This is a genomic window from Halomonas sp. DN3 (assembly GCF_024137905.1).
Lineage (GTDB): Bacteria > Pseudomonadota > Gammaproteobacteria > Pseudomonadales > Halomonadaceae > Halomonas > Halomonas litopenaei.
The window spans coordinates 2,643,473-2,664,949 of sequence record NZ_CP099965.1; the positions used below are offsets into that span (position 1 = coordinate 2,643,473).

Annotated in this window: 19 protein-coding genes; 14 read left to right on the plus strand and 5 right to left on the minus strand. The window is 61.2% G+C overall.

Annotation, left to right across the window (positions count from 1 at the left end; translation table 11 throughout):
* The first annotated feature begins 4 nt into the window (after positions 1-4).
* From NKF27_RS11425 to nadB, 13 genes are all read left to right on the plus strand, one after another.
* Positions 5-487, plus strand: a complete 483-nt coding sequence (locus NKF27_RS11425; protein ID WP_253551728.1) for a DUF1833 family protein — start codon at positions 5-7, stop codon at positions 485-487.
* Positions 487-900 carry a C40 family peptidase gene (locus NKF27_RS11430; RefSeq protein ID WP_253551730.1) on the plus strand — a complete coding sequence of 138 codons (414 nt, stop codon included), beginning with the start codon at positions 487-489 and terminating at the stop codon, positions 898-900. Before NKF27_RS11425 ends, NKF27_RS11430 begins: the two co-directional genes overlap by 1 nt.
* On the plus strand, positions 860-6,658 hold the full coding sequence (locus NKF27_RS11435; RefSeq protein WP_253551732.1) for a host specificity factor TipJ family phage tail protein: 5,799 nt from the start codon (positions 860-862) through the stop codon (positions 6,656-6,658). Before NKF27_RS11430 ends, NKF27_RS11435 begins: the two co-directional genes overlap by 41 nt.
* 29 nt (positions 6,659-6,687) lie before the next feature.
* On the plus strand, positions 6,688-7,041 hold the full coding sequence (locus NKF27_RS11440) for a hypothetical protein (RefSeq protein WP_253551734.1): 354 nt from the start codon (positions 6,688-6,690) through the stop codon (positions 7,039-7,041).
* The gene (locus NKF27_RS11445; RefSeq protein ID WP_253551736.1) at positions 7,034-7,414 is read left to right on the plus strand and encodes a hypothetical protein; all 381 of its coding nucleotides are present in this window, start codon (positions 7,034-7,036) and stop codon (positions 7,412-7,414) included. Before NKF27_RS11440 ends, NKF27_RS11445 begins: the two co-directional genes overlap by 8 nt.
* Complete coding sequence (locus NKF27_RS11450) at positions 7,411-7,608, plus strand: hypothetical protein (protein WP_253551737.1); 198 nt, start codon at positions 7,411-7,413, stop codon at positions 7,606-7,608. Before NKF27_RS11445 ends, NKF27_RS11450 begins: the two co-directional genes overlap by 4 nt.
* A 1-nt stretch (position 7,609) precedes the next feature.
* Positions 7,610-9,043 (plus strand): hypothetical protein, encoded by a 1,434-nt coding sequence (locus NKF27_RS11455; RefSeq protein ID WP_253551739.1) that lies wholly within the window; start codon positions 7,610-7,612, stop codon positions 9,041-9,043.
* Positions 9,040-9,333 (plus strand): hypothetical protein, encoded by a 294-nt coding sequence (locus NKF27_RS11460; RefSeq protein ID WP_253551741.1) that lies wholly within the window; start codon positions 9,040-9,042, stop codon positions 9,331-9,333. Before NKF27_RS11455 ends, NKF27_RS11460 begins: the two co-directional genes overlap by 4 nt.
* Positions 9,330-9,770: a hypothetical protein gene (locus NKF27_RS11465; protein WP_253551743.1), complete on the plus strand. Its 441-nt coding sequence runs from the start codon at positions 9,330-9,332 to the stop codon at positions 9,768-9,770. Before NKF27_RS11460 ends, NKF27_RS11465 begins: the two co-directional genes overlap by 4 nt.
* A gap of 1,328 nt (positions 9,771-11,098) precedes the next feature.
* Complete coding sequence (locus NKF27_RS11470; RefSeq protein ID WP_213227044.1) at positions 11,099-11,302, plus strand: hypothetical protein; 204 nt, start codon at positions 11,099-11,101, stop codon at positions 11,300-11,302.
* A gap of 1,076 nt (positions 11,303-12,378) precedes the next feature.
* Positions 12,379-12,597 (plus strand): hypothetical protein, encoded by a 219-nt coding sequence (locus tag NKF27_RS11475; protein WP_253551745.1) that lies wholly within the window; start codon positions 12,379-12,381, stop codon positions 12,595-12,597.
* Between the two features lie 359 nt (positions 12,598-12,956).
* Entirely contained in the window at positions 12,957-14,102 is a 1,146-nt protein-coding gene (locus NKF27_RS11480) for an FUSC family protein (RefSeq protein ID WP_253551746.1), read from the plus strand.
* On the plus strand, positions 14,083-15,654 hold the full coding sequence (nadB, locus tag NKF27_RS11485) for an L-aspartate oxidase (protein WP_108448780.1): 1,572 nt from the start codon (positions 14,083-14,085) through the stop codon (positions 15,652-15,654). The genes NKF27_RS11480 and nadB overlap by 20 nt, the downstream gene beginning before the upstream one ends.
* A 25-nt stretch (positions 15,655-15,679) precedes the next feature.
* Here nadB and NKF27_RS11490 read toward each other — a convergent pair whose 3' ends face one another.
* Together NKF27_RS11490 and purU are read right to left on the minus strand one after the other, a co-directional pair.
* The gene (locus NKF27_RS11490) at positions 15,680-16,372 is read right to left on the minus strand and encodes an energy-coupling factor ABC transporter permease (RefSeq protein ID WP_045994194.1); all 693 of its coding nucleotides are present in this window, start codon (positions 16,370-16,372) and stop codon (positions 15,680-15,682) included.
* A 120-nt stretch (positions 16,373-16,492) separates the two neighbouring features.
* The gene (gene purU / locus NKF27_RS11495) at positions 16,493-17,347 is read right to left on the minus strand and encodes a formyltetrahydrofolate deformylase (RefSeq protein WP_045994195.1); all 855 of its coding nucleotides are present in this window, start codon (positions 17,345-17,347) and stop codon (positions 16,493-16,495) included.
* Between the two features lie 289 nt (positions 17,348-17,636).
* On the opposite strand from purU, the gene NKF27_RS11500 reads away from it, so the two are divergent.
* Positions 17,637-19,223, plus strand: coding sequence for a ribonuclease J (locus NKF27_RS11500; protein WP_108448864.1), 1,587 nt, complete (start codon positions 17,637-17,639; stop codon positions 19,221-19,223).
* A 216-nt stretch (positions 19,224-19,439) separates the two neighbouring features.
* Here the strand turns inward: NKF27_RS11500 and NKF27_RS11505 are convergent, their stop codons facing one another.
* The 3 genes from NKF27_RS11505 to moaE all read right to left on the minus strand — a co-directional run bounded on the left by NKF27_RS11505 (position 19,440) and on the right by moaE (position 21,475).
* Complete coding sequence (locus NKF27_RS11505) at positions 19,440-19,724, minus strand: hypothetical protein (RefSeq protein WP_045994196.1); 285 nt, start codon at positions 19,722-19,724, stop codon at positions 19,440-19,442.
* Between the two features lie 303 nt (positions 19,725-20,027).
* The gene (moaA, locus tag NKF27_RS11510) at positions 20,028-21,020 is read right to left on the minus strand and encodes a GTP 3',8-cyclase MoaA (protein WP_108133108.1); all 993 of its coding nucleotides are present in this window, start codon (positions 21,018-21,020) and stop codon (positions 20,028-20,030) included.
* Positions 21,017-21,475 (minus strand): molybdopterin synthase catalytic subunit MoaE, encoded by a 459-nt coding sequence (gene moaE / locus NKF27_RS11515; protein ID WP_108133107.1) that lies wholly within the window; start codon positions 21,473-21,475, stop codon positions 21,017-21,019. Before moaE ends, moaA begins: the two co-directional genes overlap by 4 nt.
* Positions 21,476-21,477 lie beyond the last annotated feature (2 nt).

The window sequence follows — 21,477 nt, forward strand, 5'->3', positions numbered from 1 at the left end:
CGCCGTGGCCGTTCGTTCTATCTCTGCCGATACGATGAGAGAGCTGTTCGCTCAGAACAGCGGCGCCATGATGCTGGCCTGTGTCCAGTTCACTCACGCCCAGATGTCTGAGCCTGCGCGCATCGTCAACAACACTGAGAACATTCAGTTCAATGGGCAAACCTACATCGGCCTGCCCTTCGAGCTGACCTTGCCTTCGGACACTGAAGAGCGCATCCCCACCGTTGAGATGAGGGTCGACAACGTCGATCGGACGCTGGTCGATCTGCTTCGGAGCGTGGACTCTCCGCCCGGCGTTCGCCTGGACATCGTGCGCGTGCAAGGCGGCGCAGTCACGCCGGAGATCGGCCCGCTCGACTTCGTGTTGCTCAACTCGGATATCGGGGTGGACGTGGTGACTCTCTCCATTGGCTACGCCATGGACATCCTCAACGAGCCCGCCGTCGCCGAGATATTCAACCCTGGCCTTGCCCCCGGGCTGTTCTAATGCTCGACGTCAGCGAGTACATCGGGCTTCCGTTTCAGTCGGGTGGCCGTGGCCCGAGATATGACTGCTACGGCCTCCTGCGTCTCGTCTACGCCGACCGACTGGCCATCGAGATCCCAGAGCATGTTGGGTACACCGACACCATGACGCCGGTGACCGCGGCCATGATCCAGGGTGGACTGGTGGATTGGCGCAGAGTGGCCGCCCCGGAGCCCTGGGACGCCGTGCTGTTCAACGTTGATGGGCGCCCCAACCACATCGGCCTGGTCATCGCACCGGGGTGGATGCTCCACACGACCCGCCAGAAAGACGCCTGCATCGAGCAATACACCCGCCCCTATTGGCGCTCACGTATCGAAGGATTTTATCGGTATGACCACGATTGTCGCCCGTCCGCATCCCCTGCGGAGTGAATGCTACAGCGCCGAAATTCCGGACGGCGCGACCCTGTACGAAACCTTTGGCGATCTGCCGGTGAACGTTTTCGCCCAGGTCGACGGTGAAGTGTGGTCTCGCGAGGACTGGAGCACGCCTCTGCCTGCCGATGGCGTGGTCACCCTGTACGCCAACCCCGAGGATGATATTGGTCGCGCTGTGGCGATCATTGCAGTGGCTGTGCTCGCCGCCTACACCGGCGGCGCGGCAGCAGCGGCCTTCGGCGGGGTAGGCACCACAACCGGCGCATTGGCGGGTGCTGCTGCTAGCGCCGCAGTGACTCTTGCTGGAAACCTGGCAGTCAACGCCCTGATCCCTCCAGCATCGCCGGAGCAGGCCGGCGCCGTGCCGTCTCCCAATGTTCGCCAGTCGTTGACCGGCACCCGCAACCAGGCCGACCCATACGGCGTCGTGCCCCGGGTCTATGGCAATCCGCGCTGGTACCCCAAGCTGGCGGCCAATCCCGTCACCGAGATTGCCGGCAACGATCAGTATCTGCGGATGCTGCTGTGCCTGGGCTATGGCCCTCTCGAGGTCGCGGGGCGGCGTGTGGGTGCAGGCTACGCTCGCCTGAACCAGAGCACCAATGTAGGCGACGCCATCCGCATCGGTGAGACTGAGATCGGCCAGTATGACGACGTCGAGTGGGAGATCGGCACCGCCAGCCAGCTGTCCCTCGATTATGCCGATATCGACGAGGAAGCGGTCGGCGTCGCGCTCAGTCCGAACCCGGACTACGAGGACGACGTCTGGGTCTACGACGGCGTCAGCGCTACCCGTACCACTGCGTCCAACACCAAAGAGATCAGCCTGGACCTCGTTTTCCCGCAGGGCCTGTTCTCTATCAACAGCAAGGGCTCCACGTCAGAAACCAAGGTCGAGTTCCGCATCGAGTACCGGCCGACCGGTTCCGACTCGTGGATCGTGAAGGATAGCGCCTGGATCATTGATGGCCCCACCAAGGACACCAAGCGCGTCAACCGCCGCTGGAAGGTGTCGCAGGGCCAGTATGACGTCCGGGTCACGCGGAATCGCTCCTTCCACGGCGGCAAGCAAGCGGTCTATTCGGATTGCCAGTGGTCCGTGCTGCGTTCCGTTCAGCCGGGCCCAGCGTACAAAGGTGACCATGTGCTCCTGGCTCTGCGCATTCGTGCGACAGACCAGCTCAATGGTGTTATCGATCAGCTGAACGTGAAGACCCAGGCGGTCCTTCGCGTCTACAACGGCTCCTCGTTCTCGCTGCAGGCGACCAGCAATCCAGCATGGGCCTATCTCGACGCCCTCACCGGCGAGCAAGTCGGGCGCCCGGTGAGTGAAGGGCAGATCGACATCGCGAGCATTCGGGAGTGGGCGCTGTTCTGCGGGACCCAAGGGCTCAGCTACCACTGGGTGCACGACGCCAGCGAGACGCTATTCGAGCGCGCCAAAGCCATCGCTTCCACCGGCCAGGCCTCGTTCGCCCTCCAGGACGGCCTGTTTGGCGTGGTGCGGGACAATCCGAACGAGCCTGTGGTGCAGGCGATCTCGCCGCGTAATGCTATTGGGTTCTCGTCCTCTCGGCAGTTCCAGGACATGCCCCACGCCCTGCGCGTGAAGTATATCGACCCGGACACCTGGTCCGACGCCGAGCGCATTGTGTACCGTGACGGCTACAACGCCAGCAACGCGACGCGCTTCGAGGACTTCCAGACCCAGGGCGTGGCCAGTGCCGCCGAGGCGTACCACCACGGCATGTACCACATCCGCCAGGCCATCCTCCGCCCGGAGACCCACCGCGTTCAGATGGACTGGGAGAACCTGGCCGTCATGCGCGGGAACCGCGTTGCCCTGGCCTACGATGTGATCTCTGTCGGCCTCGGGCAGGCCCGAGTAACGTCCGTCAGCGGCCTGACGATCACGCTGGATGAGACCGTCCAGTATGAGACCTCGCGCCCCTATGGCGTGCGCGTCCGCGGGCATGACGGACCTCAAGCGACCACCGTCGTCACCTCGACCAACATCGGTGAAACCAACGAACTGACCCTGTCCGATCCCATCGACGTGCAGGTGGGCGACCTCGTGCTCTATGGCGTCCTCGATAAAGAATCCATCGACTGCAAGGTTTCAAAGATCGAGCACGGCGGTGACTTCACCGCTGACCTGACCCTGGTGCCGGCGGCGACTGACATCTACGACTTCTCGTCAGCACCCGACTTCGACCCGGGCATCACGCACCCGATCCCGGTAGACCAGATACGTCCGCCGGTGCCGAAGATCACAGCCGTTCGCGGCGATGAGTCGGCATCTCATCGGAACCCCGATGGCTCGTTCCAGACGCTGATCCGGGTGAGCTATGCGTTCTCGGCTCAGGTGGGCCTGCCCTCCCTGGAGATCGAGGCGCGCTATCGCGTGGTCGGGCAAAGTCAGTGGCAAAAGGCGGGGCCTTTCACGCCCTCCGGCACGCTGACGATCCGCGACGTGCAGGACGGTGAGAACTACGAGATCCAGGTGCGCGCACGCAATGGCGCCCTGTTTTCAGACTGGTCCCAGAATGTCACCCTGCTGGTCACTGGGCAGGCAGTATCTGCGCCGCTATCCGTGGACGTGCGCGAAGGCACCTTCGAGATGGTGTTGATCCCTCAGGGGGTCTACGCCGGCTCGCAGTGGGAGTTTTTCCGCTCCACCCTGCCGCTGGCCCTCGGTGACGTCGAAACCAGCGCTGTCCGCCTTGGCGTCGGCATGTCATGGACCGATGTAGGCCTGGAGCCCGACACCACGTACTACTATTGGATCCGCGGCTGGACCGTAAATTTCACGTCGTCCTTCTACGCGCTGGCGGCCACCACCGACAACGATCCGGGCGCGATCATGTCGGTGATCAGCGGTGAGATCAAGCAAGACGATCTGTTTCCCGCCCTGGGAGAGAAGATCGACTCAACCGCTCAAGGCGTCGCCGAGAATGCCGCCGAAGTGGAGCGTATCGACGGCCGCGTAGATGGCGTGCAGTCCACGCTGACCAGCGAAACTGCTCGCTTGGATGGGCGAGTCAGCAGTGTCCAGCAATCGCTCCAGCAGACCCGTGACGACCTGGAGGTCGTGGACGGTGAGCTGGCCGATCGACTGGACGCCGCCGAGAGCGCGATCGTCAGCGAGCAAGAGGCCCGAGAGACCGAGGACGGATTTATTGCTGAGCGTCTCGATGGCCTGACCCAAACGACTGGCCAGCACAGCGTTTACATTGGCCAACTCCAGAGGGTCCAGCAGGAGGGCGAGCAACTCGACGCCATCATCTACGAGGCGTTGAACGTCGAGACGGCCAACCGCACGGCCTCAATCCGTACTGAGGAGCGGGTGCGCGCTGACGGTGACAGCGCCCTCGCTGCCCGTTCAGATGCCCTCGAGGCGGAGATTGACCAGCAGGCTGCTCGGATCACCACCGAACAGCAAGCCCGAGTGGATGGCGACAGTGTGCTGGCCTCTCAGATCGGGGAGCTATCCGCCAAGGTGGATGCGCTACCCCAGTTTGCCAGCGGCTTCGAGGCCGGCACCGACTTCAACCAGTGGGTCGTCGCCGGTACCGACACCCTCACCGCCGAAACGGGGAACGTCTACGGCGGCATGCAGTCGGCCCTGCTCACCTCCACGGCCAGCGCCCCGGCCTCAAGCGGCGCCACGGGTGTTACGCATGCCCCCATCCCGGCGGGCGCCTCTGCGGCATTCGAGGGATACGAGGTGACGGTGCGCGTGGCAGCGGTTCAGCCGGATGCGAGCGCATCGGCTGAATTCGCAGTGACCTACAGCACCAATGGCGCCGGCGACAGCGGCTGGCATCGATTCACGCCGACCACCAGTTGGCAGGTGTTCGAGTTCAGCTATGTGGTGCCCGAAGGCGGGAGCGGCACAACCGACCACATCGCTATCTGGGCTGACACCTCTGGTGCTGGCCTGGGCGTCATTGTCGATGCCGTCAGCGTGAAGCGCGTTGCCGGCGAGATCCTCGAGATCACGGCGGCCATCGAGGCTGAGCAGCAGGCCCGTGTCGAGGGTGACCAGGCGCTCGCCAGCGACCTGTCAGCGCTCCAGGCCGAGGTAGATGACAACACCGCTGGCCTGGTGACAGAGCAGCAGGCGCGCGCAAGCGCCGATAGCGCAATGGCGTCCGATATCACCGCACTGCGCGCCGACGTCGATGGCAATATGGCATCGATTACTGCCGAGCAAACGGCCCGCGCTGATGCCGACCAGGCGCTATCCTCGCAGCTGACCAGCTTATCCGCTCGCACCGGCCAGGTAGAGTCCGGCCTGACCAGTGAGCAGAACGCTCGGACCAGCGCGGACGCTGCTCTAGCGTCACGCCTGGACACCGTCGAGTCGACAACTGGCGACACCACCGCTGCACTTCAGGAGGAGGTGCAGACCCGAGTCGAGGAAGACGAAGCGCTGGCCCAGGCTCAGTCCATCCTGACGCTGACCACCCAGCAACAGTCCGCAGCGATTCGCGCCCTGGAGCGCCTGCGCCAGGAAGGCGACGAGATCGAGGCCATCCAGTTCGAGTCGATTAACGTTGGTACCGCCAGCAGTCGTGCTGGCATCCAGACCGAACAGCAAGCCCGCGTGGAGGACGGCGCTGCCCTAGCCCAGCAGATCACGACGGTGCAGGCTGAGCTCGGCGACGAGATTGCCAGCGTCCAGCAGCAAACCCAAGCCAGCATCAACACCCAAACGGGTCGCATCGATGCCATGTGGACGCTGCGTCTCGACGCAAACGGGTATGTCTCGGGTATCGGCCTGTCGAACGACGGAGACGAGTCTCAGTTTGCGGTTCGTGCCGATCAGTTCTACATCGCTCAGCCCGGCCTCGCTGACAGTGAGGTGATCCCCTTCATCGTCGATGACGGCACAACCTACCTCAAAGAGGCGCTGATTCAGTCGCTGGTGTTCACCAAGCTGCGCGACGGCCAGGGCACGTTCATCTTTGAGGATGGGAAGCTCAAGGCTGAGTACATCGACGTCGAACAGCTCGTGGTGAAGCGCGGCCAATCGGACAACTACGTTCCCGGCCAGGAGGGATGGCTGCTCACGCCGACCGGCGGCGAGATCAATTCCGACTTCACCTTTCGCGGTGTTGTCGAGTTCTCGCAGGTCAATGGAGCAGGCGCTCTCGCGAGCAAGGACAGCGTGAGCTATTCCGAGATAGCTGGCACCAAACCGCCTTCTGACGCAGACAGAACCGCAAGCAATACTGCATACGACACTTCACGCGTAGCGGGCACCAGCGCTTCGACAGTTCGGGACCGAGCCAACAATGGCAATAGCGCGAAAAGCCGTGTTGATTACTGGACCCGTCCAGGCAGCACGCGTATCAACGGCAACCGCATCTACACGGGGGACGCCTATGTCGACACGCTGCAGATCAAGGGACAGGCTGTCACCGTACCTGTCAGCTCCAGTAGAACCTCCACGATCAGCAATCAGGGCAGCTGGAAGGACACGCTTTCGATTTCGTTCAACCCCGAGGGGGGCCGAGCTATCGCCTGGTTCTCAGCCAGTGTGTCGGGATACTCCAACACATACTGGCGATGGGTAGTGAACGGCTCCGTGAAGTACGAAATGGCCGGCAATGATCCATCCATTCAGGGGATTATCGACGCCGGCACAAGGAATGGCACTGTAACCATTAAAGTTCAGAGCAAGCGCGCTTACGGCAACACCGGGGTCAATTACTGCACCCTGATTGGAATGGGGGCCAAGCGATGATCGCGGCGATATACGAAAAGGCCACTGGCATGATTGAGTACATCGTCGAGTGCCCGGACAAGGTAATCGACCTGCAATGCGATGCCTCGCAAGGGTACGTGGAGGTGCCCGCCGGCTTCGATGATGCGGCTCACTATGTGGACCTCGATGATGGAGAAATCAAGGCGAAACAGCCGCAACGCACGAGCATCACCGTCGATGGGCTGGTGGTCACCATTGAGGGCCTGGCCGCTGGGACGAAAGTGACAGTCGGCTCCAGCAGCATTGTTGCCGACGACGCCCCCACGGAGCTGGCGTTTGATGTCCCAGGAACGTACACGGTCGAGCTCATGGGCGCCGCCCCTCACCTTGATGAGACGCTGGAGGTGGTCGTCAATGGCTAGGCTCAGTATCCAGCAGCACGCGAACGTAGAGGCGGCCCGATCGCACTACCTGGCTGAAGTCGACGGGGCTGTGCCGGGCCCCCTGCCGTCGGTTGTCGCGATGCGCGAAGCGAAATGGCAGGAGGCCAAAGCCGGCGGCGGCCCGCTGCTCAGGGCTGAGGCCAATGCCCTGGGCGTGTCCCTACAGGCGGCCATCGATAGCGTCACCGCCGCTCGGCGTCGATGGTGTGACGCTGAAGCAGCGCGCGAGGCCGAACGGATCCGGGCCAAGCACCGCATTCGTCAAGCTGAAACGCCAGCGGAGATGCACCACGCCTTCAACGACTACCAAGCCGCCCTCGAGGCGGCTTTTTCATGCCCGGAGGACGCATGACAGACGCCGAAGCCATCACGCTACTCGACGACCTCGCTGTCGAGGCTCAGGACGAGCAAGACGCCCTCGATGCCGCCCGAGGCGAGTTCGCAGCCGCCGAGCAAGCACTCAATTCCGCCATGAGCGACGTAGATAGCGCTCTCGCCTCCATGGACCGGCACGTCCGCTACGCCATCGACTACTTTGGAGCCTGACATGGCCGATCTCGACCCCGCACTGCAAGACAGCATCGACAACCTTCAAACGCGCCACACCGCCCTTGTGGACGCCGTGCGCAACTACACCGGTGGCAGCATCGCCGGTGCGACGAACGACCTACTGGCGGCCCGTGACGACGTGCTGACCACCGTAGACAAGCGCGAGACCGCCTTGCTTGGGCTGATCCAGCGAGACACGGACAAGCCGGTACCGTCTCTATTGTCCGACTTCAAGACACAGACCTACATGCTGGGCACGCGACGGCTGGAACACGGCGTATCGGTAGACGATATGTTCACGGCTGAGCGATCTTCCCCCAAGTTTGTGCCAGGCCCGCAAGGTACGTTGGTGGAAGTGCCGCCGGACACCGTCGCTTATCACTATGACCCTGAGACGGGCGAAGCGCTGGGGGCGTTGATTGAGGGAGGGGCGACGAATCTTCTTCCGTACTCAATCGACTTCACAACATGGACCCTTTTTTCGGCGACAGTGGACTCTTCGGGGCAGGCCTCGCCAGACGGCCTCGGTGAGGCAACTCTGTATACAATCTCGGCATCTAGCGGTGGTTTTTTTGAAAGTATTGCGGTACCTACATCGTCGTCTAGTTACGTTATTTCATATTTTGTAAAAAAGACAGACGTAACGGCAAGACTTCAAATAAGAGACTCCAGCGAATCTGGCAATACCGCCACATCAGAAATTAACGCGACAACAGGCGAAGTCGTTTTTATTGGAGATTATGGAACATACAGCAATGCTCGTGCAGATGTGAAGGATTGCGGTGATTTCTGGCGAGTCTACCTGAGCGCCACCATTGGCCAATCAACCAACATTAGGGCATATGTCTATGCAGGGGGTGCCAGTGGTACAGGAGTCACCGTGTGGGGTGCACAGCTCGAGGAGGGCACCACCCCCACCAGCTATATACCCACCGATGGCGCGCCGGTGACGCGGGGGGCTGATAGGGTTTTGAGGATGGTTAACAGCGAACTTAACCCTAGCAGTTGGTCACTTCTCGTTGAGCTAAATCCCGAGTGGGCTAATAGCGGCGACAAGGTGTTTTACTACCAGTCGAGCGGGATCAAGCTAGAAATTCTCGCTAGAGGTAATACAAATACCGGGTTTCAGTTTAGGCTAGGGAGTTCGTCAAACGGTGATCTGGTGAATTCGCCGGTTGATGCGATATACGGCACTAAAAACAGAGTTGCCGTATCTGCCTCAGCAAATGGAGACGGCACTTATACACTGATTATTTCATCCGGGGGGCAGTCGAGATCTGTGCAGTGCCCTGACGACCTTCAAAGCCCCGGAAACAAGACGCTTGCTATAGGCTCTAATAGTTTTTTTCTACAGATAGTTGCTAGCTACTCAAACGTGCAGTTGTTCCCTCGCGCCCTGTCCGCCGCCGAACTCGAGGCATTGACGGCATGAACCGAACGCACCTGGAACACGCTGCCATTGCTGTCTTGATCCAGATCGCCTTGTGGCCGGTACTCGGCCTTATCGCTGCCGGCATTGTGCCGGTGGCGGTCTTCCTGGGACGTGAGATTGCCCAGCACGAGTACCGCTTGGCCACCCTGCGTGGTTGGTCCTGGGGCCGCCCTATGCCGGTACGCTGGCACGAAGGGCTGACCACTGGATGGGGCCGGGACTCCTTTCTTGACGTATTCACTCCGGCTGCCGTGTGCGCAGCCATTGCCACTGCGGGGACACTGCTATGATCGACGCGATTCTGTACGTACCTAACTTCCCGGCCCTGGTGCAGCACCTGGCCGCCACCGAGCCAGATATGTTGGCTCAGACCGAGGACGGCAGCATTGCCCAGCCGCCGGTGATTACCGCGTTCTCCCGAACGCCAGCTCAGGTCAGCGGTGACAAGGTGATGGTCTATGCCCGGCTACGTGACCACGAGGTGGATCAATGGCGAGGCATGCCCGGTGTCGAGGTGCTGGCCGAAACCGAGTACAGCGGTGAGGGTACGGCCCGCCGGCTGATTGACCAGTTTGAAGGCGATTCCGGGGCACTGGCCAAGTATGAATCTGTCTCGCCCCGTGCGGAATACACCGTGACGGACGAGGACGGTACCGAGTACACCCAACGTCCGCCGAGGATTTTCGGCATCATGGCCGGCGCTGGTGGTAATCTCGGCTGGGATTAAGCTGGGCGCCAGGGATGGCGCTCAACACGACCTGCCATAGGGTAGCCCATGGCGTGCTACCATTTCCTCTAGAACAGCCTCCCACCCAAGCCTAGCCGACGGCACCGTGTATGGCCTGGTGTATGGTAGAGCACATTTCTTCCCGCCAGCCCTGCAACCACGGGCATGTATCAGTCCTGCAGAGGGCTTCATCAATCCGGCTGCAGTGTATTTCGGAGAGCCTCGTGGCCACATGAACGACATTTTATGATGTAGTACCTCCCATGCGGGGCACCCGGCCGGATCTCGAACTGGCTCCACGGTGAGCGATCCGTGACGTTGAACTCGGCAGAGTGGCATTTCAGGCAGTACATTTCCCAGCCGCCTTCCACGGTCGCAAAATTGATCATCGGCATGTCCAACATGACTATCCTACGCCTAGCCTCCTAGTGCTTAGCGTAGAACATAATGTCAGCTTCTGTGCCGAAGCGGTACTAGCCGAGTAAGTCTTTGCAGGCTCAGCCGTCGGCCTGCCGACTACCAAAGACACCAGGCTCACGAGCACCGGGGCTCATTGAGATGGCGTCACAGCATGATGTCGTAGCTGACTGCCCACCTCAGCCATACCAGTCAGGCTGCAAAGAGGCGCGCAGGTTCTTGTGGCCACAGGCCCTGCACGTAATGATGAAGCATCTGCCCCAAGGACCGTCTGGCACCACTTCGAAAAGCCTCCAGCCTTGCCGCCCTGTCTCCTGAAATTCGACGGTCTGACACACCAGGCAACGCATTTCCAGCCCGCTCTCCACAACCTGGTAACTGATCATCTGCGTGAGCATCCCTGTCTCCTGAAAGCAAAGTGCTTGGCTCAGCGTAGATCAGAGCGGTACGAGGTGCGATCCACAATCTACGATCTGCTATAACCTTTCCGCCAGCGCCACTACCTTGCTCGCAACCCGAATCTAAGATGGTCGAAGACTATCCGGATGCAGCGATTTTCGTCGCGATACATGGCGGCATACGCGGCACCTGACGGTGTAGCGTCCCCCATTTTTTGTTTCAGGCTGAATTTCGAATTGGAGCCACGGAGAATCTGAGTAGTGGTTAAACTCTAGCGTGTAACAGTTTCTACAGAACAGCTCCCATCCACCATCTACAGCTGTAAAGCTTATTATTTCTTCTCTCATGAGCCCTGCCCCTGCGAGCCAAAATTCACTGACCTGTGCTCGAACGCGCCGCAACCAGGCCTTAAAACTATCTTTTTTCACTTCTCTATGCTGGTCCGAGCGTGAGCATCCCAATGTCTCAAAATACTGTTACACTCAGGAACATAGAAGACTTGGAGAGACGCTATGAATGTCACAACATCCATCAAGGTAGAAGCGCATTACAGCGAGATTGGGTCAGAAATCGAGTGGGACATTGTGGAGTACAAGCCGGGTGCCCAACGACATGTACTTGATACACTCGAAAGTGAGGTTGATGCTCGCTGCAAAGCAGCCTGCATTGCCTTTGAGACTTATATGAAATCAGTGGGAATTTCTACGCAAAAATAGGCAATACATTATCTTTAACTATCTCCATTCCCTGCATCATCATTGTTGATGACCATCACGCCGCCTCTGTGACGTGAAGTCTTCTATAACATCGATGAGAAGCATGCCAGTATGAGACAATCGCCCAATTCTCACCCTGCTTCTATCATCTCGCCAATCGGTAGACTTAGATATAATTTCTATAGAAGACAGTATCTCCCTGAGCAGCTCTAACTTTTCCTTAAGCTCATCTTGCTCGCAACCATCAGTTTATTCTAACAAAAGCGTTCCTGTTTCAGCAATTCATATAGTATATGCTGACATAGCAAAGCTCGTAGGACCACAACGTTGCTCACACCTGCACAATTCTGGAAAATCACTCCGTAAAAGTAATAAAAAACAACTAGACAACTCATAAAAGAAGCTAAGCAATGACTAGATCTCTAGTACATTGCTTGTGAAAATACCAGTCAGATGCTTTGCTAGACGCCTTTGTCCCGTTCCTAAGTAAAAGTCGTTGTCACCAAGAAATCTCACCGTACCTTAATATGGTCGCAATTTGGTCGCACAGTCAATGCCTGAGAGGCAGCTATGTCCAGCATTACGCAACTTTAAGTGACTGATTTTCATAAAAACCGCATTGCAAGCGCGGCCGCCAATTAGATCAGATCGAACTTAAAATCCCTCGGTGGCAACACCGTGCCGGTTCGAGCCCGGCTCCGGGCACCAACCCTATCGATGTCTTACGTGACTCACTCCCTTGACGACCTGCCTTGTGGTGCTGTTCTGGTCGCGTTCTGGTCGCCTAGCCCACTTTAGCCATCTTGCCGTTGGCGTTGCACGCCAGACGCTTTCCCTGCCCCGCACCGTCTTTCATCATCCTCTGATCGCCCTCTCGTCGCTTTCTCATCGCCTTCTCATCGTTCCCCACATCCTTGCTCATCGCTTGCGCCGAAATATCAATAATGGCGAATAAAGAAATACCTCCTATAGTGAATTGTGCCAGTTCAGTTCACGGACGGCAGAGCGCCATATCGCCTCGATGGAGTGAGCGCGGGCCTTCACAGGGTTCAGGGACGACTTCCAGGAGATGCCACATGAAACGCACGCTAGTCGGAACGACCATGATCGCCGCATTTGTGATGGCGGGCAGCACCTTCGCCATGGATTCGGAAGCCCTGCAGGAGCACATGCAGGAAATCGAGGAGAAAGCCCAGCAGAACAGCGAAGAGGACCGGGTGGACGCCCTCGAGCAACAGGTCGAGGACCTCAAGGAGCTCATTCACAAGATGATGGAAGAGGACGCTGCCGCCTGAGCCTTTGACGCTGAGTCATGATGTGCGGCCATGACGTGCGACCATGACGTGCGACCATGACTCACCACGATGACTCACCATGATGAAAGGGGCCCCAGGGACGGGGCCCCTTTCCGTTGTCAGCCACCTGGACACCGTCCCTCGAGACACCATTTGGCTCGGGACGGCACGCGAGCCTGCGTGGTAAACTTCATCCCCATTTTCATCAGCACTGCACGGTCTTCAGCATCTTGAGCGACAATGCTTCTCTACCCCGAGATCCCCTGCCCGACGATCTCGGACAGCGTATGACGGCGCCTCCCACCGCCCACCCTCAACCGGCTCGAGAGCCGGCCCCAGGCCGACAGAGAGGCTGAACCATGCTGCTCGGACGCCTGCGCGACCCTTTCATCAATCACCGCCATCGCCGCCTCTTCCACGTACTCCGGGTCAGTCTGGCACTGATCGTGACATTTGCCATCGTCCAGACGTTCCCCTTCCAGCACAGCGGCTGGGCGCTGGTGAGCACGGTCATGGTGATGGGCAACCTTCCCCATATCGGGGGCGTACTGGACAAGGGGCGCCAGCGCCTGGCCGGCACCCTGATCGGCGCAGCCCTCGGCCTGGCGCTGATCATCCTCCCGCTGCCAGGCTGGGGGGTACAACTCGGCGCGCTGATCGGCATCGCCATCGCCACCTGGGTGGTCTTCGGCGGTCGCCAGGCCTACAGCGGACTGATGTTCGCCATCAGCCTGCTGCTGGTGATCGGCGACGGCTCGCAGCAGCTCAGCGTGGCACTCTGGCGAAGCGCCGACGTACTGCTCGGCACCCTGGTCGGCATCGGCGCCACCCTGGTCTTCCTGCCCCACAAGGCCACCGACATGCTGCGCTTCCTGCTGGCCGACTGTCTGGATCGCATGGCGCGGCTGTATCACACCCACACCAGCGCCACATCGGCACCGGGCATCGATACCCAGGCACTGTTCAAGGCCGCCAGCCAATTGCTGGTCAAGCAGCGCGGACTGACCGACGCGGTCCACCGCGAAGGACGCCTGACCCGCAGCGAGGTCGACGAGCTGATCTCCTACCAGCGACGCATGCTGTCCACCCTGGAGCTATTGCTCGAGACCCACTGGACCACGCGCGCCGGTCACGAACAGATCGATGCCATGGCAGGACTGCGCGATCAGCAGCACGCCCTGGCGCGGGATCTCGGCACCCTCGCCTTCGAGGTGCGCACCGGACGCCCGGTCACGCTCGAGGTCACGCCCTTCGCGCTGGACGATTTCGCCGACCTCGCCTCCACGGCACGCGCCGAGGATGGCAGAATGCTGTTCAGCCCCAGCGGCTATCTCTGGCTGAACCGGGAGCTGGCCCGCCTGACCGAAGCGACCGCCCGCCGCCTGGGCGGACTCGAGCGGCTACCCAGCAGGCGCCTGCGCCGCCGCGCCCCCCGACACGGGCTCCACCGAGCCCCCTCTTTCGACCGCAAGGAAGGAACCACGCATGGCAAACGCCCCTCTTGACGTCCTCATCATCGGTGGCGGCGTCGCCGGTCTGGCGATGGCCCTGGAGATCGCCGATCGCCGGCCGGTCACCCTGCTGCGCCCCGGTGTCGAGGCGCAAGGTGCCAGTCGCTGGGCCCAGGGTGGGATTGCCGCGGTGCTGTCGCCTCAGGACGACATCGAGGCCCACATCCAGGATACCCTGATTGCCGGGGACGGGCTGTGCGATGAAGCGGCGGTGCGCTTCACCGTGGAAAACGGCCCCGACGCCATCGCCTGGCTGTTGAGCCTTGGCGTGCCCTTCACGCCGGATCCCGAGGCGGCCAGCGGTTATCCCTACCACCTCACGCGGGAAGGCGGCCACAACGCTCGCCGAATCATCCACGCCGACGACGCCACCGGCCGGGCCGTGACCGACACCCTGCTGGCCCGGGTGCGCGCCCATTCGCAGATCACGCTGCGCGACGACCTGATCGCCGTCGAACTGCTCACCGATGACCTGGGCGCCTGCTGCGGTGCCCGCTGCCTGGACGCCCACCAGCGCCCTCACGACCTTGTCGCCCAGGACACCGTCCTGGCTACCGGCGGCGCCAGCGGGCTCTACCTGCATACCACCAGCCCCGCCCCGGCCAGTGGCGAGGGCATGGTCATGGCCTGGGAGATCGGCGCCGAACTGATGAACCTGGAGTTCCAGCAGTTCCACCCCACCTGCCTGTTCGATCCACAGGGACCGCCCTTTCTGGTCAGCGAGGCGGTAAGAGGCGAAGGCGGCCTGCTGCTGAACGTGCGTGGCGAGCGGTTCATGCCCGCCATCGATGAGCGCGCCGAACTGGCCCCGCGAGACGTGGTCGCCCGCGCCATCGACGCCGAGATGCAGCGCACCTCGAGCGACCATGTGCTGCTGGACATCCGTCACCTCGGCGACGCCGCCATACGTCACCACTTCCCCACCATCCACGCCCACTGCCTCACACGTGGCCTGGATATCACCACCCAGGCCATCCCGGTGGTGCCGGCGGCCCACTATAGCTGCGGCGGCGTCGCCACCGACCATCGGGGAGCCACGCGCGTGGCGGGGCTCTACGCCATCGGCGAAGTCGCCTGCACCGGACTGCACGGCGCCAATCGCATGGCCAGCAACTCCTTGCTCGAGTGCCTGGTCTACGCCAGATCCGCCGCTCGCCACCTGAGTGAGCCGGCGCCGGGACGCACCTTGACACCACGGCCGAGCGCAACAACCGGAGATCGACAGGTTTCCAGCGAGAAACTCGCCTCGTTGCGCCAGCGCGTCCGCCAGATCATGAGCGCGAGGGTCGCCATCGTGCGCCAGGACGAAGGGCTGGCCGAGGCACGCACGACCCTCGAGCAACTGGAATCGGAGTTTCATGACCTGACTCGGGGCGGCGCCGCGAGTGTCGAGCTGCACGCCTGTCGCCAGGCGCTCACTCTGGCCAGTCTGACGGTCGCCAGCGCCTGCACCAGGCGAGAATCCCGGGGGCTGCACTACAATCCGGACTGCGCCCGCCACGCGGACCGGACACCGCAACCGTCACGCCAGATCAAACCCGCCTGAGGCAAGGTCGCCGGCCCTGCTCAGCTCACGGGCCCCGGCCGCCGCGACCATCGTCGTCCAGGTAACGGCTGTCGTTGAAGGTGGCGACCCAGTGTGGGTGGTAGAACATCAGAATGCTCAGCAGCATGCCGCTGATAAAGGCCTCCGACGGCATCAGCAGCGGCAGGAAACGCGCGTACTCGCTGGCCTGGAATAACGCTGACGGGTCACTGGCGCCGAGCCGCGTCAACCCCAGCACCGCGAGCCCCGAAGCCAGTGCCGACAGCGCCGCGCACCAGAACCCGCCGATAAACAGGAAAACCATGGGATGAGATGGCAGCCGTCGATCGACCAGGCGCCAGATCAGCACCGTCACCAGCATCGGTACCAGGCCGGTGACCACCAGATTGACGCCCAGCAGTGGCCAGGCGACGCGCCCGGTCAGCACCAGTGACAGATTGACCAGCAGACAGCTCAAGAGCGCCAGGGGGCCTCGAAAGACCAGCGTCATCAGAGTGGTGAACAGCAGGTGCAGACTGAGCCAATCGACCGCCTGGGCCCTTAGTTGCCACAGCATCGCCACCATCAGCGTTGCCGCCAGCCAGCGATGCTGCAGGCCAGTATCTTGAAAGAGGGCGCGCCAGGGACGCTGGAAAAGGGCAAGCACCAGGGCCGACAACGCCACCCCCGCGCAAACCCAGATCAGCCAGGGGGCAAGGATCACCTGAGCAAAGGACATGGCCCCTCCTCTTCCTGCTGCCTACCTGTGCGGGCGATTCCGGCTCGGTTGGCATGCCTGGGTGAGTGACCGGACCAGGCGCCGGGCGTAGAAAGAACGGCCGGCGCCCTTGATGCCGGCTCAGGCAAAGACGACGGTCTTGTTGTCGTGGATCAGCACCCGATCCTCGAGGTGCCAACGCAGCCCCCGTGCCAGCACGGTCTTTTCTACATCGCGCCCGAAACGCACCAGGTCATCCGGCGTATGACAGTGACTGACCCTGTGAATATCCTGCTCGATGATCGGCCCGGCGTCGAGTTCCTCGGTGACGTAGTGGCAGGTCGCACCAATCAGCTTGACGCCGCGCTGGTAAGCCTGGTGATAAGGCTTGGCCCCGGCAAAGGATGGCAGGAAGCTATGGTGAATGTTGATGACTCGCCCACTGTAGCGCTCGCACAGATCAGGCGGAAGAATCTGCATATAGCGCGCCAGCACGATACTGTCGGCCTCGGACGCCTCGACCAGACGCTCGACCTCGGCGAAGGCGGCACTCTTGTCGTCTGCCGAAACCGGCACATGATGGTAGGGAATACCGTGCCACTCGACCATCTTGCGCATGTCGTCATGGTTCGAAATCACCGCCGCAATCTCGCAATCGAGCTCTCCAGCGGTCCATCGATACAACAGATCCACCAGGCAATGAGATTCCCTGGAAACCATCAGCACGACGCGACGCTTCTGACGAGTGTCGCGCAGCGCCCAGTCCATCTCGAATTCACGCGCTACCGGCGCAAAGGCCTCGCACAGGGCTTCCTTCGACATGCCGATGGAGTCGGCCAGGATTTCGTAGCGCATGAAGAAGCGACCAGAGGCCAGGTCCGAGTGCTGATTGGCCTCGGTGATGGAACCACCGTGGCCAGCAATGAAGTTCGACACCCTGGCGACAATACCCAGTCGATCGGGACACGACACGACCAGACGATAGAAATGGGACATAACACCTGTATCCTTGGACCAACTCTCGGTGACCAACCTTGCACCACCATGGGGAGGGGCGATGAGCACGCCCATTCGGGGCATGCATTGTAGCGAAAAGTGAGATGGCGAACGACCGCTGCACGGGTCCTTTGACCTCTCGCGTTGAGTCGTGCGCGGTCGATCCCGTATAGTGAAATGAACACCGTCCACGATGCCGAGCATGATGCCGATTCCGCGAGCCCAGATTCGACCACGACGCCGCCCACCGGTGCATTTTCTGCCCCTGGGAGGCTGTGGCGAGATCGGCATGAATCTAAGCCTGTACGGCTATCAGGACGCCTGGATTGCCGTCGACTGTGGCATGCTTATTCGCCAGGACCTTCCTGGTGAGCCGCTCCAGGTGCCGGACACCTCGATACTGGATACCCGCGGCATCCGTCCGCAGGCGCTGCTCATTACCCATGGCCACGAAGATCATATCGGTGCCGCCGCCTGGCTATGGCCACGCTGGGCCTGCCCTATTCTGGCGACCCCTCTGGTCGCCGCCATGTTGCGCGTCAAGTTCGGCGAACGGGGACTTCCCACCGACGCGATAGACGTCATCGAACCTGGGGACGCCAGGGACATCGCAGGGTTTTCCCTCCGTTTCCTGCCGCTGACCCATTCCATCCCGGAAAGCTGCGCCCTGCTCATTCAGGCAGGCAACTCGCGCATCCTGCATACCGGCGACTGGAAACTGGACCCAGAGCCGCTGATCGGCCAGCCGGTGAACGAAGATCTGTTTCGCGCCCTCGCGCCGGTCGATCTGGTGGTGGGTGATTCCACCAATGCCAACGTGACCGGCCATTCACGCAGTGAAGGCGAGGTCGCAAGGGCCATGGTGTCTACCATCTCCCGCTGCCAGGGCCGCGTTGTCGTTTCCTGCTTCGCCAGCAATCTGGCTCGGGTCCTGGCCATCGGCCGCGCCGCTGCTCGTTGCGGACGTCGGATCAGCCTGCTCGGGCGCTCCATGGAGCGCATGGTGGGCCATGCCAGGCAACTGGGCTATCTCGACGACTTTCCAGCGCTGGTGCCCGTCAGCGACCTGGGCTATCTACCACCCGAGGAAGTACTGGTCATTGCCACGGGGAGCCAGGGCGAACCCCGCGCCGCGCTGTCGCGCCTTGCCCAGGGAAGGCACCCCCACTTCGAGCTGACCACTGGCGATACCGTCATCTTCTCGGCCAAGGCCATTCCCGGCAACGAGCACCTTATCGAGCGGCTCAAGCGCGGCCTGGCGCGCTTTCAGGTCACCATCATCGATGATGCCAGCCACCCCGAACTGCATGCCTCCGGGCACCCCGCACAGCAGGAACTGGAACGCTTCTATCGCTGGCTCCAGCCGACCAGGCTGCTGCCGGTCCATGGCGAGGAAAACCATCAGTCAGCGCATCAGGAACTGGCCTCTCGCCTGGGCATCGAGGCTCCGCTGGCACCTCGCAACGGCGATCTGATCCGCTTCGACCAGGGCGGCCTGACCCGCGAGGAAAGCTTCCCTCTGTCTCAGTGCATCATCGAACGCGGAGGCATCGACCGGCGTCAATCTCCGGCACATGCGCGCAATCGCCACGGCGTACTCTTCCTCGCCATCAGCCTGGTGGCGACCGACACCGGCTGGGCCAGAATTGGCCGGCTGATGATCGACTCAAGCCAGACCAGCCCCCTGGACGAGGACAATTTCATCGACTGGCTCGACGAACAACTCGACGACCTGGCCGTCGATACCCTGTCGGCGCTCCGTCGTGGCCTCTACCCTCGTATTCAGGCCTGGCTGGGCGAACACTTGCAGCGTCTGCCACAGGTCGAACTCCAGTTGATGGCGAGCGATATCGAAGGCATCGCCGGCGACGTCTGAGCCTCCCCCCTATAAACAAAACAACCGGCCCTGGACGTTTCCAGGGCCGGTCGCGGCTCGACGTTCGCCGTACTTGTGGCCGTGCCGTCACCATTCACGCGCTTTGCGTCATGCACGCGCCTTGGTGACACAGCGGCCAAGCTGCACTGGCGACGCGACACGTCCGTGCAAGGTCAGGTCAACCGAACTCGCGTGACCACACCTGCGCTACCAGTATTACTTGGCGTTCTTGGGCGGACGTCCACGCTTGCGCTTGGGCTGCTCCGATACGAGATCATCCAGCGACAGGCCGGCTTCGGTGATCTGCTCACGGATCTCCGCCAGCTTCTGGGCCTTCTGCATCTCTTCTTCCTGGCGCTGGCGCTCCTCGTCGCGCTTCTGATCGATGACCTCCTCGACCACTTCCGCCAGTTTTTGCAGCTGTTCCATGCTCAGTTGACGAGCCGCTGCCCGTGCCACGTTCTTGTTTCTCGCAATGCGTTCCAATGATTCGCTGGACATAGCTCACTCCATAGCTTTGACACCAAGCGGCGCACGCCGCAATTCACTTGAAGAAAAGTATATGCAACCGGCCACTCTTGGCAAGAAATGCTGGAGATTTTTCCTTGTCAATTACCGAAATATTGGCGGTCTTTATACGTCAACAGCGAGCGCATTGGACGAGCCCAGTCCCCCCTTGACCGGTCAATATTGGTTGAAACGCTGACACCTCGAGGAAAAAAGACAGCGGCCAGGATACAAAGAGCGGGCGCCCAAGGCGCCCGCGCAGGTAAGGAAACAAACGGTCACTTGGCGAAAGCGCTGTCAGCCACCGGTCATGTTCATGAAGCGAACCACCTGAACATCCCCATCGGTGGTGAAATGGTGCCGCTCAGGCTTTAGCGGCATCGCCTCCACGATGGCGGCCTTGAGCTTCTCCATGTCACCGGGGTAGCGCCTCAATACCGCCCTGAGATCCACCGAATGCTCGTTACCAAGGCACAGCAGCAGACGCCCTTCCACCGTGACCCGAACACGATTGCAGGAAGAACAGAAGTTATGGCTATGGGGCGAGATGAATCCGACCCGCGTCTCGCTATCCTCCATACGGTAGTAGCGAGAAGGCCCTGCGGTGGCTTCCGTCGTGGCCATCAGGGGGTAGCGCTGCTCGATCCTTTCGCGCACCTCGTCACTTGAACAATAGGTCTCGGCACGGGAATGGTCGGACACATCGCCCAGCGGCATCTCCTCGATAAAGCTGATATCCAGCCCCTCTGCCCTGGAGAACTCGACAAGATCCAGCACCTCGTCTTCGTTGCGCCCCTTGAGCACCACCGCATTGAGCTTGATGCGCTCAAAGCCGGCCTGCCGAGCGGCGCTGATACCGTCCAGCACCTTGTCGAGGTCACCGGTACGCGTCAGGCGTCGAAAGCGCTCGGGATCCAGCGAATCCAGGCTGATGTTGAGACGCTTCATGCCGCCCTGGCGCAGCGCCTCGGCATGCCGCCTCAGGCCCGCCCCGTTGGTGGTCATGGCAAAGTCCCGAAGCCCCGGCAATGCCCCTATACTGGACACCAGTTGCTCGATATTGCGACGGACCAGCGGCTCCCCCCCGGTCAAACGAATCTTTTCCACGCCGAGCTCGGTGAAGGCTTGCGCCACCTGAGCGATTTCCTCCAGCGTCAGCACCTGGGCACGTGGCAGGAAGGTCATCTCCTCGCTCATGCAGTAGACGCAGCGAAAGTCGCAGCGGTCGGTGACAGACAATCGGACGTAGGTCACCCGGCGACCGAAACTATCGATCAACTGTTGTGTCATTGCGAAGCGACCTCCCAACGCTTGGCGTCATCATGATCCTGACGACGTTCAGATACCCAGTAATCGCCGCTTTCGGTGTGCTCCTTCTTCCAGAATGGCGCCCGGGTCTTCAGATGGTCCATCAAGAATTCGCAGGCTTCGAAGGCGGCACGCCGATGGGCGCTGGCCACCACCACCAGTACGATGGGATCACCGGGCTCCAGACGACCGATCCGGTGGATCAGGGTTACCTCATCGAGCGGCCAGCGCTGTCGCGCCTCAGCTTCGATCTCGGCCAGCGACGCTTCGGTCATGCCGGGATAATGCTCAAGCGTCAGCGCCGTGACGTCCGGACGTTCATTGAAGTCCCTGACCAGTCCAGTGAAGCTGACCACCGCTCCGATGTCGGTGCGATGTTCGAGCATCCGGCGCTGTTCATGACCTGCATCGAAGGTCTCATGCTGCACGCGTATCATCG

Bases quoted from the DNA above. Each gene is read 5' to 3' on its own strand.
- NKF27_RS11430 (WP_253551730.1), top strand. From the start codon at position 487: ATGCTCGACGTCAGCGAGTACATCGGGCTTCCGTTTCAGTCGGGTGGC.
- NKF27_RS11435 (WP_253551732.1), top strand. From the start codon at position 860: ATGACCACGATTGTCGCCCGTCCGCATCCCCTGCGGAGTGAATGCTAC.
- NKF27_RS11440 (WP_253551734.1), top strand. From the start codon at position 6,688: ATGATTGAGTACATCGTCGAGTGCCCGGACAAGGTAATCGACCTGCAA.
- NKF27_RS11445 (WP_253551736.1), top strand. From the start codon at position 7,034: ATGGCTAGGCTCAGTATCCAGCAGCACGCGAACGTAGAGGCGGCCCGA.
- NKF27_RS11450 (WP_253551737.1), top strand. From the start codon at position 7,411: ATGACAGACGCCGAAGCCATCACGCTACTCGACGACCTCGCTGTCGAG.
- NKF27_RS11455 (WP_253551739.1), top strand. From the start codon at position 7,610: ATGGCCGATCTCGACCCCGCACTGCAAGACAGCATCGACAACCTTCAA.
- NKF27_RS11460 (WP_253551741.1), top strand. From the start codon at position 9,040: ATGAACCGAACGCACCTGGAACACGCTGCCATTGCTGTCTTGATCCAG.
- NKF27_RS11465 (WP_253551743.1), top strand. From the start codon at position 9,330: ATGATCGACGCGATTCTGTACGTACCTAACTTCCCGGCCCTGGTGCAG.
- NKF27_RS11470 (WP_213227044.1), top strand. From the start codon at position 11,099: ATGAATGTCACAACATCCATCAAGGTAGAAGCGCATTACAGCGAGATT.
- NKF27_RS11475 (WP_253551745.1), top strand. From the start codon at position 12,379: ATGAAACGCACGCTAGTCGGAACGACCATGATCGCCGCATTTGTGATG.
- NKF27_RS11480 (WP_253551746.1), top strand. From the start codon at position 12,957: ATGCTGCTCGGACGCCTGCGCGACCCTTTCATCAATCACCGCCATCGC.
- nadB (WP_108448780.1), top strand. From the start codon at position 14,083: ATGGCAAACGCCCCTCTTGACGTCCTCATCATCGGTGGCGGCGTCGCC.
- NKF27_RS11490 (WP_045994194.1), bottom strand. From the start codon at position 16,372: ATGTCCTTTGCTCAGGTGATCCTTGCCCCCTGGCTGATCTGGGTTTGC.
- purU (WP_045994195.1), bottom strand. From the start codon at position 17,347: ATGTCCCATTTCTATCGTCTGGTCGTGTCGTGTCCCGATCGACTGGGT.
- NKF27_RS11500 (WP_108448864.1), top strand. From the start codon at position 17,637: ATGAATCTAAGCCTGTACGGCTATCAGGACGCCTGGATTGCCGTCGAC.
- NKF27_RS11505 (WP_045994196.1), bottom strand. From the start codon at position 19,724: ATGTCCAGCGAATCATTGGAACGCATTGCGAGAAACAAGAACGTGGCA.
- moaA (WP_108133108.1), bottom strand. From the start codon at position 21,020: ATGACACAACAGTTGATCGATAGTTTCGGTCGCCGGGTGACCTACGTC.
- moaE (WP_108133107.1), bottom strand. From the start codon at position 21,475: ATGATACGCGTGCAGCATGAGACCTTCGATGCAGGTCATGAACAGCGC.